The following is a 13,268-nucleotide window of genomic DNA, read 5'->3' on the forward strand; positions in this document are numbered from 1 at the left end:
TCTCGTATTCCGAACCAGCGCGCGATCCGACCATGATCTAGGGCACGATGGGCAGGTGACCGAATCGGATCCCGACCTGCTCATCGACTTCCGCGACGTGACGCTCGTCCGAGGGGGCAACACGCTCGTCGGCCCGATCTCCTGGCAGGTGGAACTCGACGAACGGTGGGTGATCATCGGACCCAACGGGGCGGGCAAGACGTCGCTGATGCGTCTTGCCGGTGCCGAGATCCATCCGACTGCCGGGACGGCGTACGTCCTCAACGAGTTGCTCGGCAAGGTGGAGGTCCGTGAACTGTCCACCCGGATCGGTGTGACCAGTCCTGGACTGGCCGAGCGGATCCCGTCCGACGAGGTCGTGAGCGACGTCGTGATCTCGGCGGGTTACTCGGTGTTGGGTCGCTGGCGCGAGGAGTACGACGACGCCGACCGCGCGCAGGCGCTCGAATCGCTGGAGTCGATGGGTGCCGAGCACCTCGCCGACCGCACCTTCGGGACTCTGTCGGAGGGCGAGCGCAAGCGGGTGCTGATCGCGCGGGCGCTGATGACCGATCCGGAGTTGCTGCTCCTCGACGAGCCGGCCGCCGGTCTCGATCTCGGTGGTCGCGAGGAACTCGTCGAACGTCTCTCGAAACTCGCAGCCGACCCGGACTCGCCGGCGATCGTGCTCATCACCCACCACGTCGAGGAGATCCCCGAGGGGTTCACGCATGCGATGTTGCTCTCCGAGGGCGGCGTCGTCGCGCAGGGTCTGCTCAGCGAGGTGCTCAACGAGAAGAACTTGTCGCTGGCATTCCACCAGCAGATCGCGCTGAGCAAAGTCAGCGGCGGTCGTTACTTCGCGCGGCGAAAGCGTCGCGCGGGCGGACATCGGCGACGGGCCGCGCAGTAGGTATCCCGGAACCCAGGTGCGGATGGCGCCTACCGCCGCCGATAGTGTCGAGAATGCCGCGGTGATCTGACTCCACGGCGTGAGGTGGAGGTGCACATGTCATCCGTCGAGTCGTCGGAATCCCAACCCGCTCCACTCCGTGATGCGGCCACGGTCGTTCTCGCGCGCGACGGTGCCGACGGAATCGAGGTGTTCCTGCAGCGGCGCGTGCAGCAGATGGCCTTCGCCGGCGGGATGACCGTGTTTCCGGGCGGTGGGGTCGACGCACGCGACGCGGATGCCGACCTCTCCTGGAACGGACCCGACGCCGCGTGGTGGGCGGACGCTTTCAACACCACCGAGGAGACCGCTCAGGCGCTCGTGTGTGCCGCGGTGCGGGAGACCTTCGAAGAATGCGGTGTTCTGCTCGCGACCGACGATGACGGTGTGTTCGCAGACCCGGGAGCGCTCGACGACGACCGAACGAAACTCGTCGACAAATCCCTCTCGTTCGCCGAGTTCCTGCGTGCACGGGGTCTCACGCTGCGTGCAGACCTGCTGCGGCCCATCGCGCACTGGATCACACCGGTCAACGAGAAGCGCCGCTACGACACCCGGTTCTTCCTCGCGGCACTCCCGGAAGGCCAGGACGCCGACGACAAGACGTCAGAGGCCGAGATCGCTCGCTGGGCGAGCGCACGTGCGGCGCTGGACGCGTGGCGGTCGGGCAAGCACTTCCTTCTTCCGCCGACCTGGGCGCAGCTGACCCACATCGCCGAGTTCGCCACCGTCGAAGAATTGCTGGCCGCCGAACCCGCCATCGAACCGATCCAGCCGGACGTCAAGCCGGGCGCGGGACTTGCCGGCCTGAGCTTTCCCGGCTCCGACCGCTACTTCGCCGCACTCGGCGACCAGAAGGTACCCGATATCAAGCTCTGACTCGACGGGCTCCGGATTGTCAGTCGTCGGGAGAGTCGATGTCGTCGCGGTCGGCCCATTCGAGGAGCGTGTCGATGCGGTGTGCGACGTCGTCGATCTCGGAATGAAGATCACCGAGTTCGGCAAATCGCGCGGGCATGGTGGCGATGGTGAAGTCGTCGGGCACCACGTCGTCGATCTCCGACCATGCGATCGGCGCCGACACCGTCGCGCGCGGGTTGCCCCGCACCGAGTAGGCCGACGCCATCGTGTGGTCACGCGTGTTCTGGTTGTAGTCGACGAAGACGGCCGTGGGGTTGCGGTCCTTGCGCCACCACGTGGTGGTGACATCGTCGGGCGCGCGGCGTTCGACCTCCCGCGCGAACGCCAGAGCGGCGCGCCGGACCTCCTGAAATCCCCACTCCGGCTCTATACGGACGTAAATGTGCAGGCCGCGGCCGCCGGAGGTCTTCGGGAAACCACGGATGTCGAGTTCATCGAGGAGCTCTTCGACGACGTGCGCGACGCGACGGATGCGGGCGAAATCGCAGTCCGGCATCGGGTCGAGGTCGATGCGCCACTCATCTGGCGACTCGGGGTCGGCGCGGCGCGAGTTCCACGGGTGGAACTCGACCGTCGACATCTGCACGGCCCAGATGACCGATGCCAATTCGGTGACGCACAGCTCGTCGGCGGTGCGACCGTAGCGGGGAAAGTAGATCTCGGTGGTCTCCAGCCAGTCGGGCGCACCGGCGGGAACACGCTTCTGATGAACCTTTTTCTCGGCGACGCCTTTGGGGAAACGGTGCAGCATGCACGGCCGTTCACGCAGTGCACGCACGATGCCGTCACCCACCGACAGGTAGTACTCGACGAGGTCGAGCTTGGTCTCGCCGCGTTCGGGGAAGTACACGCGGTCCGGGCTCGAGATCCGCACGGAACGCTCACCCACGGTGAGGACGACCGGTTCCCCGGCGGACGCGTCGGGACTCATGGTTCAACCATAGGTCGAGGTCTGCTTGTGGTCTCGGTCATCGGGGCGGCGAGGCGGCGGGCACAACCCACCCGGTAGCCTTCGACCATGGCTGAGTTCGTCACCCTCGAGACATCCGAAGACCATCCCGGCGTGGGCACCATCTTGCTCAACCGGCCGCCCATGAACGCGCTGAACCGGCAGGTGCAGACCGAGCTGGCGGCAGCGGCGGATGAGGCCACCCTCCGCGACGACATCAAGGCGGTCGTGGTCTATGGCGGACCCAAGGTCCTCGCGGCGGGTGCCGACATCAAAGAGATGAACGACATGACCTACGCCGAGATGAGCAAGATCGCCGGTCGGCTGCAGGACTCGCTCGGTGCGATCTCCGAGATCCCCAAGCCGACGGTCGCCGCCATCACCGGCTACGCACTGGGCGGCGGACTGGAGGTCGCACTCGGGGCCGATCGCCGCATCGCCGGTGACAATGCCAAGCTCGGCGTTCCCGAGGTGCTGCTCGGCGTCATTCCCGGTGGCGGCGGCACGCAGCGGCTCGCGCGCCTCGTGGGACCGTCGAAGGCCAAGGACATGATCTTCACCGGTCGTTTCGTCGGTGCGGCCGAGGCGCTGGAGATCGGATTGGTCGACGAGGTCGTCGCACCGGACGAGGTGTACAACGCGGCGCTCAAGTGGGCCGGGCAGTTCTCCAAGGCGGCTTCGCTGGCCATCGCGGCAGGTAAGAGGGCCGTTGACCAGGGCCTCGGCGTCGACCTCACAACCGGACTCAAGATCGAGGAGCAGGTGTTTGCCGCGCTGTTCTCCACCGAGGACCGCTCGATCGGCATGAAGTCGTTCGTCGAGAACGGTCCCGGCAAGGCAGAATTCCTCGGCAAGTAGGGCTGGGACAAGGGGAGACAGAGATGACCAACGTGACGCCGGACGTCGATCCGGAACCGAATCCGCACGCCACCGAGGAGCAGGTGAAGGCCGCTCTCGAGGACACGAAACTCGCCCAGGTGCTCTACCACGACTGGGAGGCCGAGACCTACGACGAGAAGTGGTCGATCAGCTTCGACGAGCGCTGCATCGACTATGCGCGTGGTCGATTCGACGCGGTCGCCACTTCCGAGGATCTGCCGTATGGCCGCGCGATGGAACTTGGTTGTGGCACCGGATTCTTCCTGCTCAACCTCATGCAATCCGGTGTCGCGGAGAAGGGGTCGGTCACCGATCTCTCGCCGGGCATGGTGAAGGTTGCCCTGCGCAACGCCGAGAATCTCGGACTCGATGTCGACGGCCGGGTCGCCGACGCGGAGAAGATCCCCTACGACGACAACACGTTTGACCTCGTCGTCGGACATGCTGTGCTGCACCACATTCCGGACGTGGAGCAGGCGCTGCGTGAGGTGCTCCGAGTACTCAAGCCGGGTGGTCGCTTCATCTTCGCGGGTGAGCCGTCGACCATCGGTGACTTCTACGCACGGTGGATGAGCCGCGCAACCTGGTGGGCGACAACCAACATCACCAAGTTCGGTCCGCTGCAGGGCTGGCGTCGTCCGCAGGAGGAGCTCGACGAGTCGTCGCGCGCGGCCGCGCTGGAAGCCGTGGTCGACATCCACACCTTCGATCCCGACGAACTCGCCGGGATCGCCACGAGCGCCGGTGCGCACAAGGTCGAGACCGCCACCGAGGAACTCGCCGCGGCGATGCTCGGTTGGCCGGTCCGCACGTTCGAGGCCGCGGTACCCGCCGACAAACTCGGTTGGGGCTGGGCCGGATTCGCGTTCGGCGGCTGGAAGCGCATGACCTGGCTCGACGAGAACGTGCTGCGGAAGATCGTGCCGCCCAAGTTCTTCTACAACGTGGTGGTCAGCGGCTACAAGCCGGAATGACGCGGTGAACGCGACCGCCGACCCAAGTCCGCCGGATCGGTCGGTGCGGTTGATGAGCGAGTACTTCGTCGATTGGCCGCTGTGGATCACCGACGGGCCTGCGGCGCCCGACCACTTCGAGTTGTCGGCGGGGTTGACGCGTGACCTGCTTGCTTGGCAGGAACTGTTCGAACAGCACTTCCACTATCGCGAGAGGTGGGACGACCCGGCGTGGGCACACGAGTACGAGCGCCGAGGTCGGGAACTGTTGTCCCGCTTGGCCGACGAACTGCCCGGTCATTTCATCGAACTGAGGCTGTGGCCGGTCGGTGCAGAGCCGGTCGGCAGTTGGGACCTGGGCCGGACCGAAGCCGGAGAGGACTGAGCGAGATGGCATATTCGTTCAGCCTCGACGACGTGAAGTTTCTGCGGTCGAGGCACGGGGTGAAGGCGCTCGAGGTGGCGTCGTCGCTGGATTTGTCGGCGGCGTCGATGCTCGCCGACATCGCCGAACTTCGGGCTCGTTACGCCGGCCATGATGCTGCCCTGATCGAGACGGTGACGTGTCGCCGGCGGGCGCGCGGGAAACTACGTGGCGCGGATGACCTCCTGCTATCGGACGAGGCGTTGCAACAGGCCACCAACAGCGTGGTTGCCGAGCATCGCGCGGCCGAGATCGCGGCCCGCTTCCCGGATGCGGTGGTACACGACATCACGTGTTCGATCGGAGCCGAACTCATCGAGTTGGAACGCTGCGCCGGCATCCGCGGGGTGATCGGCAGCGATCTTGATCGGATCCGTCTTGCCATGGCGCAGCACAACGCTCCCGGTGCGACCCTCCTCGTCGCCGACGCACTCACCCCGACGTCGACGGCCGACGTGGTGCTCGCCGACCCCGCGCGTCGCTCCGGCAGTGGTCGTGTGTTCCGTCTCGACCAATTGGCTCCGCCGCTACTCGACCTGCTGACCAACTACTCAGGGCGCACGCTCATCGTGAAATGTGCTCCCGGCCTGGACTATTCGATGCTGCGCAATCGATTCGGCTTCGACGGCGAGGTGCAGGTCACCTCGCTCGACGGCGGGGTGCGCGAGGCGGTGTTGTGGTCGGGTCCGGGAATGGAACCCATCAGACGTGCAACCGTCTTGCGCACCGAAGCCGAGGGCCTGGTCACCTCCGACGAGGTCACCGATCGCGAGCCCGACGATGTTCCGGTCGGCGACATCGGCGAGTGGATCGTCGATCCGGATGGCGCGATCGTCCGCGCGGGACTGGTCCGCCACTACGCATACCGCCACGGACTTGGGCTACTCGACCCGCAGATCGCCTATCTCACCGGTGATTCCGTACCGGCGGGGGAGCGGGGGTTTCGGATCGTCGAGCAGGTCGGCATCGCTGAGAAGGCACTACGTAAGGCGCTCGCCGCCCACGATTGCGGGACGCTCGAGATCCTCGTCCGCGGCCTCGACGTCGACCCTGATCGACTACGGAAACGGCTGAAGCTCAAGGGCTCACGACCGCTGTCGCTGGTGGTGACCCGGATCGGGCGCAAGGGCGTCGGATTCCTGTGCGAAGCCGGTGTCCGATTCTGACGCTGGTCCGCGCGCGATCGTTCCGCAGAGCACTGCCGCCAAGAGGCATAGGCCCGCTGCGATCTGAAAGGCTGCGTTGTAGTTGCCGTTGGTGTCCCGAATGTAGCCGGCACCCACCGCAGCGATCGCGGCGCCGATCTGGTGAGAGGCGAACACCCAACCGAATACGACCGGGGTGTTGGCGCCGAAGTACTGCCGGCAGATCGCGATCGTCGGCGGAACCGTTGCGACCCAGTCCAATCCGTAGAAGATGATGAACACCCAGGTACTCGGCTCGGCGTGCGGGGACAGGAGTGAGGGCAGCGTGAACAGCGCCATCCCGCGTCCGACGTAATACACCACGAGCAGGATGCGCGGGTCCACACGGTCGGTGAGCCATCCGGAAAGGACCGTGCCGGCGACGTCGAAGATGCCGATGGTCGCGAGTAGCGACGCGGCAACCGTGGGCGGCATGCCGTGATCGTGAGCTGCGGGGATGAAGTGCGTGCCGATCAACCCATTGGTCGTCATCCCGCAAATCGCGAAGCTTGCTGCCAGCAGCCAGAATGCCGGTACGCGCATGCCCTGGCGCAGACCCTGCACCGCCGCACCGAAGCTTCCGTTGGGTACCTGATCGTCGGGCGCGTCCGGTGGCGCGCCATAGGCGGTGGTGCCGACATCGCGCGGGTGATCGCGGATGAGCAGTGCCACCAGGGGCACCACGGCAAGCGCGGTGAGCGCCACGACGATCGACGCCCAGCGCCAACCCAATGCGTCAGTGATGTGCGCGACCACTGGCAGAAAGATCAGTTGACCGGTCGCACCCGCCGCGGTCAGCAGTCCGGTGACAAGTCCACGGTGCCGCACAAACCATCTCGTCGAGACGGTTGCAACAAAGCCCATCGAGATCGAACCTGTGCCCAGGCCGACCAAGACTCCCCACAGCAGTAGCAGTTGCCAACTCGCGGTCATGAATACGCCGAGGCCGGTTCCGGCCGCGATCAGCAGGAGGGCCGATACCAGCACTGGGCGTACGCCAAAACGATCCATCAGCGCAGCCGCAAACGGCGCCGTGACGCCGAACAACACCATGTTGACCGACATCGCTGCGCCGATGGTGGCGTGTGACCAGCCGAATTCGCTGTGTAGCGGATCCATCATCACGCTGGGGACCGCGCGAAATCCGGCTGCTCCGAGGATGGCGACAAAACTGACCGCAGCAACAATCCACGCCCACTGCCGGCCGCCGGCTCGTATCGCCGATTCGGGCGCGGAGGCAGACCGACCGGATGAAGGCGAGGGCACGGTTGGTTTCACCTGATCAGAATCGGCCATGACCGAGGCGCAATACCAGTGGCATAATCGCCAATATGTCGGAAGATCATGCCAACTCTCGTCGGCACTCGGTGGTTGTATTGCTTGTTCCACCGGTGGTCGGCTTCGACGCAACGATTCCGCCACTCATCTTCGGGCAGGCCACGGACGATGCGGGTCGGCGCCTCTACGACGTGACCCTGGCTTCGCTGGGCAGCGAGCCGCTCCCGACGACATCGGGATACGGGCTCGTGGCAGACGCGGGCGTCGGGGCGGTCTCGTCGGCTGACACCCTGATCGTCCCCGGTACTCGTCTGTCGACCGCTCGTCGCAACGGGCGGTTGCCCGACGACCTCGCGGACGCTCTTCGTAGCGTACGGCCGGGCGCACGCATCGTGTCGATCTGTACCGGAGCTTTTGTCCTCGCGGCCGCCGGACTGTTCGACGGTCGGCGCGCAACCACCCACTGGCGCTACGCGGACGACTTCCGTCGGTTGTTCCCGCGCGTCGACCTCGACGAGTCTGTGCTGTTCATCGATGACGGCGACGTGTTGTCCTCGGCCGGACTCGCGGCGGGAATCGACCTTTGTCTACACATGATCCGGCGTGACCACGGTGTCGCAGTGGCCAACCGGGTTGCCCGGCACTGCGTAGTGCCGCCCTGGCGGGAGGGCGGCCAGGCGCAGTTCATCGATCGCCATGTCCCCGAGACCGACGACAGTACGGCCGCGGTCCGCGGTTGGGCCATGTCGAATCTCACCGCGAACCTGTCGGTGCCGGCGCTTGCGGCGGTCGCCCAGATGAGTCCTCGGACGTTTAGCAGGCGCTTCCGTGCAGAGACCGGCAAGTCGCCTGGCGCATGGGTATTGGAGCGGCGCGTCGATCACGCGCGTGAACTCCTCGAATCCGGCGACCTGTCGGTCGATGCGGTGGCGGAATTGTCGGGGCTGGGCACGGCTGACACTCTCCGACATCACCTGCGACGTGAATTGGGCATGTCACCGTCGGCGTACCGGCGGACCTTCGCCGGTGGCGGCGGGCCGGATGTCGCGTTCAGCCCCACCTCCCACCTCGGGAGGTGGGGCTGAACGCTTTTCACCCGCGATGCGGCTGGGTTCGCTATGGAGTTCTCAAAGGGCGTGCGCGGTCCCGACGGGTCGGGTGCGCGGAAGGTGCTTCGCGGTCAAAGTGTCAGGCGGTCAAATTGCTAGGCGGTGGCCTTCGAGGCTCGCAGGCTCGCACCTCAGGCAGCGGGCGTAGGGAACCTACGACGGATCTCGGCTCAGGCGGCGATGCGGTCGTCGAGGGTCATGGTGCGTCGGTTGTAGGTGGGTAGTGGGGTTTGTCGGGGGTCGATAGTGGCGGGTGGTACGAGCCAGGGGTGGCGGTCGGCGCCGATGATGATGTCCCAGTCGCTGGCATGGATGTAGGCGTGGCAGGACGGGCAGAGTAGGCATCCGTTGTCGAGGTCGGTGGGGCCGCCGTGGCTCCAGAACGTGATGTGGTGGACGTGGGTGCGCCCAGCGGGGGCGCCGGATTTGATGCAGCAGTGGTCGCGGATGATGATGGCTCGCCGTAGGTGTGCGGGGAACAGGCGTTTGCTGGTGCCCATCTGCAGGGGGACGGTTTCTCCGTCGATGACGACGTCGGTGACGGTGGAGTCGCACGTGAGCAGTGATGCGGTGGTGGGGCTGATGGGGCCCAGCCATTGCAGGCTGGCTTTGTCGGGGGCGGTGGCCGGGAGTAGCACGGAGACTTGGGTTGTGGGTGGTGTGGCCAGGGTGGTGTCGGCGACGGCGGCGGCGTCGAGGATCAGTTCGAGGGCATCGGCGTTGCGGGCACCTTGGGTGCGGGCGTCGTCGGAGCCGTCGGGTTCGGGTCGGGGTGTGTTCAGGGATTCGATGGCGGCGGTGAGTTTTTCGCCGGTGACGGTGTCGAGGTCGCCGCGCACGGCGACGCGGCCGCCGTTGGTGGGTGTGACGGTGAACTCGTTGATGGTGCGGTCCTCTCCGGGTGGGACTCCTGCGGCGGTGATGGCGTAGGTGTTGCCCAGTTCTCGTGATTTTGTGGCGATGTCGGCGGGGGTGGCGCCGGACATGGCTTGCGCGATCAGGGTGTGTTCGATGTCTGCTCGTTCCTCGTGGCAGATTCCGTCGGGGGCTCGTCGGCCGATGTGGGCGATCCCGCTGATGATGGCGTCGGCGTGTTCGCCAGAGATGGCGCCGTCGGCGGTGTAGCCGGGTAGCCGCGACGTCGGTGTCTGTGCTGTACCGATGCGTAACCAGCGGTGCGCTACTGCCGGGGCGACACCCATGGCGATAGTAGTGCCGATGTTTTGCTGGTGGTGTGGCGGGCGACGCCGAGGCGGTCGAGGGTGGCGGCGGTGGTGGCGGCGTGGTGGTCGAGGATGGCGCGCAGTTCGATGAGCAGGGTCATCGCGGTGTGTGCTTGGCGGCCGCTGGGTGTGGTGCCGCCGGGTGGGAGGTCCCAGAGTGCTGCGCGGATCGCGGTGAGCACCTGGAGGTAGCCCTCAGGGTCGAGAAGCTGGGCGTCGGCGACTTGTGGGCTGTCAGTGTTTGGGGCGGGGGCGGTTGTTGTGGGCATGACGGAACCTTCCACATCTGAGGGTGGGCTTGTCGTCATCATTCGTGGTGCATCGGCGAAACCTGCTGCCGATGAGTATCTTTCATCATTGGTGACCTGCTGAAAACCACGGTAGCTGAGACCACCGACAAGAAGCGCCGGCGAGCTGTCATCTGATCTCGAAACTGATCACAGACTATCGCCGGGGTCCGACAAGAATCTGTCGTCAGCGTTTGATGTTGGCGGCACTGTCGAAGAAGTACACCTCGCCGATGTGCGTCGCGACCGCGATCTGTCCGTTCGGCGACACCGCGACGCCGGTCGCGAAGCCGATCGATTCCGGTAGCGGCAGTTGGCGTTTGGTGGCGCCGTCGGTGGTCGACACCTCGGTGAGCGACAGCGTCTGCTTGCCCGGATCGCGCACGACGGTCCATGCCGTGCCCGATGCCGTCAACGTGGACAGGCTCACGGTCGCGAGATCGGTACGCGTCCAGACAGATTCGGCGCGGTCGCCCTTGTCGCGCAACAGCGTCAGCGGTGCTCCGGCGACTCCGGTCGGCATGATGAGGCCGTCGGGGGAGACGGACATCGTCGCAAAGCCGTAGCCGCCGTTGTTGTAGGTCCACCTGGTCTTGCCTGTAGCGGCGTCGATCGCGACGATCTGGCCGAGTCGCGAGAACGCGTACACGGTGGCGCCGTCGACGGACAGCGTGGTCGGACCGACGATCCCGCCCGGCACGTCGTTGTGCCAGATCTCGCGGATCGTCCGCTTACCGTCGGCCATCGAGTAGCCGAATCCCCGGACCTGCGAGGCGATCGCGCCGGGCGGCCACATGTTGAGGAAGAAGCGCTCGTGCACGGGGTCGACCGCGGGTGGCGCCGGGATCACGCAGCGCGGCCCGTTCTGTACGCATTCACCGAAGCCGAAGAGCGGGTCGTTGGGGTCGGCGTCGGGCCGAAGAAGCACCTCGGGCGCGACGGGCTCGGCCGTTTGGGTGTCGAGCAGCTGGATCTGTCCCAGGGTGGTCACGATGAGAGCCATGCTGGGGGACGCGAACTTGGCCGACAGCGGTACACCCAGAACGGGTGTGCGCCAGCGGATCGCGCCGCCCGCGTTGAACGCGAGGAACGTCGTCTGTTCGCCGATGTAGGGCTGGTCGTACTGATCCACCAGGAGTGCGGACACCTCGACGCCCTCGCGCATCCGTTTGCAGAAGTTCTTGCGGCCCGAATTCGGGTCGAAGACGAAGGTGTTGCAGCCGTTGGCTGTGTTCGACGTGACCCCGACATTCGACCGCGTCGACACCGTGAGTGGCGCGGTGATCGGGCCGCCGGTGGGACGTTGCCAGGACAGCGCGAGGTCGTCGGGCACGGTGGCGGTGGTGAAGTTCGAGTTGGCCCAGTTTCCGCCGTAGCTGGGCCAGCCGAGGCCGGGCACCGACCGGACGTCGATGTGGCCGTCCGAGCAGGCCGACAGCAGCAGGGCGCACGCAGCCACAACGGCGACGACTAGAGCGGCAGGACGGCGCGAGTGCGGCGGCCGGTGAGGTCGCTGCCGGTCGTGCTCTGCCATCCGTGCTCCTGTCCTGTGCACGCCCTCGGTCGAGGGCGAGGTAGGTGCTCCGGACCAGCCGAGAATGCAGGGTCGAACGCACCAGCCTCAGAGCCTATCGTGTGCCGAAATCGCGTCGATTAGGGTTTGTCGTCATGACGACGATGTGGAATGCCTCCTACCGGAGCCGGTGGCGTGCGGGCCGCCGGCGCGACCCGGCGCAGGTGCGGTTCCTCACCCTCGATTCGCTGCGCTGGGTGCTGCGCAACCGGGCGTATTCGCCCTGGTATCTGGTCCGCTACTACCGGCTGGCGCGATTCCGCATGGCCAATCCGCACGTGGTGCTGCGCGGCATGGTGTTCCTCGGGCGCAACGTCGAACTGCACGCCACACCCGAACTGTCCCGCATGGAGATCGGCCGCTGGGTGCACATCGGCGACGGCAACTCGATCCGCTGTCACGAGGGCAGTCTCAAGATCGGCGACAAGACCGTCTTCGGCTGCAACAACGTGGTCAACTCCTACCTCGACCTCGAGATCGGCGGTTCCACGCTCATCGCCGACTGGTGCTACATCTGCGACTTCGACCACAAGATGGACGACATCACCCTGCCCATCAAGGATCAGGGGATCGTGAAAGGGCCGGTGCGCATCGGACCCGACACGTGGGTCGCGGCCAAGGTGTCGGTGTTGCGCAACACCATCGTGGGTCGCGGGTGTGTGCTCGGTTCGCATGCGGTGGTCAAGGGCGTCATCCCCGACTATTCGATCGCCGTCGGCGCCCCGGCCCGCGTCGTGAAGAACCGGATGGACGACTGGGCGAGCAACGCCGCCGAACGCGCGGAGCTCGAACGCGCCCTTGCCGACATCGAACGCAAGAAGGCGGCCGCGCGCGAGCACGACGCTACCGGCTGAAACGTCAGTGCGACGGCCCGCCGAGCGGGAAGCCTTCGCTGGGTTGCACGACGACGAATCCGGGGCCGTGAAAGGCCAATTGGAATGACTCGCCGGAACCCCGTCCGATGAGCGAGCCCATCTTGAAGTCGTTCTTGAGGCCGGGCTGGAGGTTGGCCGACCAGCAGACCGCCGCTTGCGGGTCGACGAAGGTCGGCTGCTGGCTGCAGTCGAGGATCATCGGCGGTCCGTCGCTGGACACCCCGACCGTCCCCTGACCGCTGAGCGTCAGATTGAAGAGACCGCCGGCGAGCATCCCGGCGTTGCCGATCGAGGTGATGTTCCACTGCAGCGACGCGTCGAAGGCGAGCAGGCTGGAGGTGTTGATGGTGAGCGATTCGTGCGGACCCTCGAGTTCGATGGTGAACACGTCCTCGGCGCGTCGGGCGAAGAACACCTCACCCTGACCGCTGACCCGCATCAGCTGGCCGCCCTCGTTGGAGATGGCCTTTTTGAGGAAGTTGCTGACGCTGCCGGAGCCTTCGTGTTTGAAGTCGATCTGCCCCTGATACGCGACCATGGCGCCCTTGGCCGCGAGTGCTTCCGGGCCGAAGCCCACGCGCAGCATCTTCGAGGACTGCATTGTCCAGCGCTGCTGGCTCTGCTTCTCCTGGTTGGACTGGTCGAAGATCGGACTGCGCACGGCTGACTCCTTTGTCCGTCG

The 13,268-nt window shown here is 66.0% G+C and carries 14 protein-coding genes; 8 read left to right on the top strand and 6 right to left on the bottom strand.

Going from position 1 to position 13,268, the window contains the following annotated elements; genetic code table 11:
• Positions 1 to 55 precede the first annotated feature (55 nt).
• A complete protein-coding gene (locus tag MKW15_RS10130) occupies positions 56 to 892 on the top strand; it encodes an ABC transporter ATP-binding protein (protein ID WP_240857491.1) in 837 nt (278 codons plus the stop codon).
• Between the two features lie 96 nt (positions 893 to 988).
• Complete coding sequence (locus MKW15_RS10135) at positions 989 to 1,810, top strand: NUDIX hydrolase (protein ID WP_240857492.1); 822 nt, start codon at positions 989 to 991, stop codon at positions 1,808 to 1,810.
• Between the two features lie 19 nt (positions 1,811 to 1,829).
• Here MKW15_RS10135 and ligD read toward each other — a convergent pair whose 3' ends face one another.
• On the bottom strand, positions 1,830 to 2,783 hold the full coding sequence (ligD, locus tag MKW15_RS10140) for a non-homologous end-joining DNA ligase (RefSeq protein WP_240857493.1): 954 nt from the start codon (positions 2,781 to 2,783) through the stop codon (positions 1,830 to 1,832).
• An 87-nt stretch (positions 2,784 to 2,870) separates the two neighbouring features.
• On the opposite strand from ligD, the gene MKW15_RS10145 reads away from it, so the two are divergent.
• From MKW15_RS10145 to MKW15_RS10160, 4 genes are read left to right on the top strand one after another with little or no spacing between them, the layout of a single operon-like run.
• Positions 2,871 to 3,659: an enoyl-CoA hydratase/isomerase family protein gene (locus tag MKW15_RS10145; protein ID WP_240857494.1), complete on the top strand. Its 789-nt coding sequence runs from the start codon at positions 2,871 to 2,873 to the stop codon at positions 3,657 to 3,659.
• A 23-nt stretch (positions 3,660 to 3,682) separates the two neighbouring features.
• Positions 3,683 to 4,654 carry a methyltransferase domain-containing protein gene (locus MKW15_RS10150; RefSeq protein WP_240857495.1) on the top strand — a complete coding sequence of 324 codons (972 nt, stop codon included), beginning with the start codon at positions 3,683 to 3,685 and terminating at the stop codon, positions 4,652 to 4,654.
• A 52-nt stretch (positions 4,655 to 4,706) separates the two neighbouring features.
• Positions 4,707 to 5,018 (top strand): hypothetical protein, encoded by a 312-nt coding sequence (locus tag MKW15_RS10155; RefSeq protein WP_240857496.1) that lies wholly within the window; start codon positions 4,707 to 4,709, stop codon positions 5,016 to 5,018.
• 5 nt (positions 5,019 to 5,023) lie between these two features.
• Positions 5,024 to 6,223, top strand: a complete 1,200-nt coding sequence (locus MKW15_RS10160) for a class I SAM-dependent methyltransferase (RefSeq protein WP_240857497.1) — start codon at positions 5,024 to 5,026, stop codon at positions 6,221 to 6,223.
• Here the strand turns inward: MKW15_RS10160 and MKW15_RS10165 are convergent.
• Positions 6,143 to 7,459, bottom strand: a complete 1,317-nt coding sequence (locus MKW15_RS10165; RefSeq protein ID WP_240857606.1) for an MFS transporter — start codon at positions 7,457 to 7,459, stop codon at positions 6,143 to 6,145. The genes MKW15_RS10160 and MKW15_RS10165 overlap by 81 nt on opposite strands.
• A gap of 113 nt (positions 7,460 to 7,572) precedes the next feature.
• Here MKW15_RS10165 and MKW15_RS10170 point away from each other — a divergent pair, with 113 nt between their 5' ends.
• Positions 7,573 to 8,604, top strand: coding sequence for a GlxA family transcriptional regulator (locus MKW15_RS10170; protein WP_240857498.1), 1,032 nt, complete (start codon positions 7,573 to 7,575; stop codon positions 8,602 to 8,604).
• Between the two features lie 194 nt (positions 8,605 to 8,798).
• Here the strand turns inward: MKW15_RS10170 and MKW15_RS10175 are convergent, their stop codons facing one another.
• From MKW15_RS10175 to MKW15_RS10185, 3 genes are all read right to left on the bottom strand, one after another.
• Positions 8,799 to 9,830 carry an HNH endonuclease gene (locus tag MKW15_RS10175; RefSeq protein ID WP_240857499.1) on the bottom strand — a complete coding sequence of 344 codons (1,032 nt, stop codon included), beginning with the start codon at positions 9,828 to 9,830 and terminating at the stop codon, positions 8,799 to 8,801.
• Entirely contained in the window at positions 9,809 to 10,120 is a 312-nt protein-coding gene (locus tag MKW15_RS10180; protein WP_240857500.1) for a hypothetical protein, read from the bottom strand. The genes MKW15_RS10175 and MKW15_RS10180 overlap by 22 nt, the downstream gene beginning before the upstream one ends.
• Before the next feature lie 205 nt (positions 10,121 to 10,325).
• Positions 10,326 to 11,672, bottom strand: coding sequence for an outer membrane protein assembly factor BamB family protein (locus tag MKW15_RS10185; RefSeq protein WP_240857501.1), 1,347 nt, complete (start codon positions 11,670 to 11,672; stop codon positions 10,326 to 10,328).
• Between the two features lie 134 nt (positions 11,673 to 11,806).
• Here MKW15_RS10185 and MKW15_RS10190 point away from each other — a divergent pair, with 134 nt between their 5' ends.
• Positions 11,807 to 12,565: an acyltransferase gene (locus MKW15_RS10190; RefSeq protein ID WP_240857502.1), complete on the top strand. Its 759-nt coding sequence runs from the start codon at positions 11,807 to 11,809 to the stop codon at positions 12,563 to 12,565.
• Between the two features lie 4 nt (positions 12,566 to 12,569).
• Here the strand turns inward: MKW15_RS10190 and MKW15_RS10195 are convergent, their stop codons facing one another.
• Positions 12,570 to 13,247 (bottom strand): AIM24 family protein, encoded by a 678-nt coding sequence (locus tag MKW15_RS10195; protein WP_240857503.1) that lies wholly within the window; start codon positions 13,245 to 13,247, stop codon positions 12,570 to 12,572.
• Positions 13,248 to 13,268: the final 21 nt, after the last annotated feature.

This window comes from Gordonia gummivorans (assembly GCF_022513585.1).
In the GTDB taxonomy this organism is placed as follows: Bacteria; Actinomycetota; Actinomycetes; order Mycobacteriales; family Mycobacteriaceae; genus Gordonia.

Coding starts and splice junctions, on each gene's coding strand:
- MKW15_RS10160 (WP_240857497.1), top strand. CDS start 5,024: ATGGCATATTCGTTCAGCCTCGACGACGTGAAGTTTCTGCGGTCGAGG.
- MKW15_RS10185 (WP_240857501.1), bottom strand. CDS start 11,672: ATGGCAGAGCACGACCGGCAGCGACCTCACCGGCCGCCGCACTCGCGC.
- MKW15_RS10170 (WP_240857498.1), top strand. CDS start 7,573: ATGTCGGAAGATCATGCCAACTCTCGTCGGCACTCGGTGGTTGTATTG.
- MKW15_RS10180 (WP_240857500.1), bottom strand. CDS start 10,120: ATGCCCACAACAACCGCCCCCGCCCCAAACACTGACAGCCCACAAGTC.
- MKW15_RS10150 (WP_240857495.1), top strand. CDS start 3,683: ATGACCAACGTGACGCCGGACGTCGATCCGGAACCGAATCCGCACGCC.
- ligD (WP_240857493.1), bottom strand. CDS start 2,783: ATGAGTCCCGACGCGTCCGCCGGGGAACCGGTCGTCCTCACCGTGGGT.
- MKW15_RS10190 (WP_240857502.1), top strand. CDS start 11,807: ATGACGACGATGTGGAATGCCTCCTACCGGAGCCGGTGGCGTGCGGGC.
- MKW15_RS10135 (WP_240857492.1), top strand. CDS start 989: ATGTCATCCGTCGAGTCGTCGGAATCCCAACCCGCTCCACTCCGTGAT.
- MKW15_RS10155 (WP_240857496.1), top strand. CDS start 4,707: ATGAGCGAGTACTTCGTCGATTGGCCGCTGTGGATCACCGACGGGCCT.
- MKW15_RS10175 (WP_240857499.1), bottom strand. CDS start 9,830: ATGGGTGTCGCCCCGGCAGTAGCGCACCGCTGGTTACGCATCGGTACA.
- MKW15_RS10145 (WP_240857494.1), top strand. CDS start 2,871: ATGGCTGAGTTCGTCACCCTCGAGACATCCGAAGACCATCCCGGCGTG.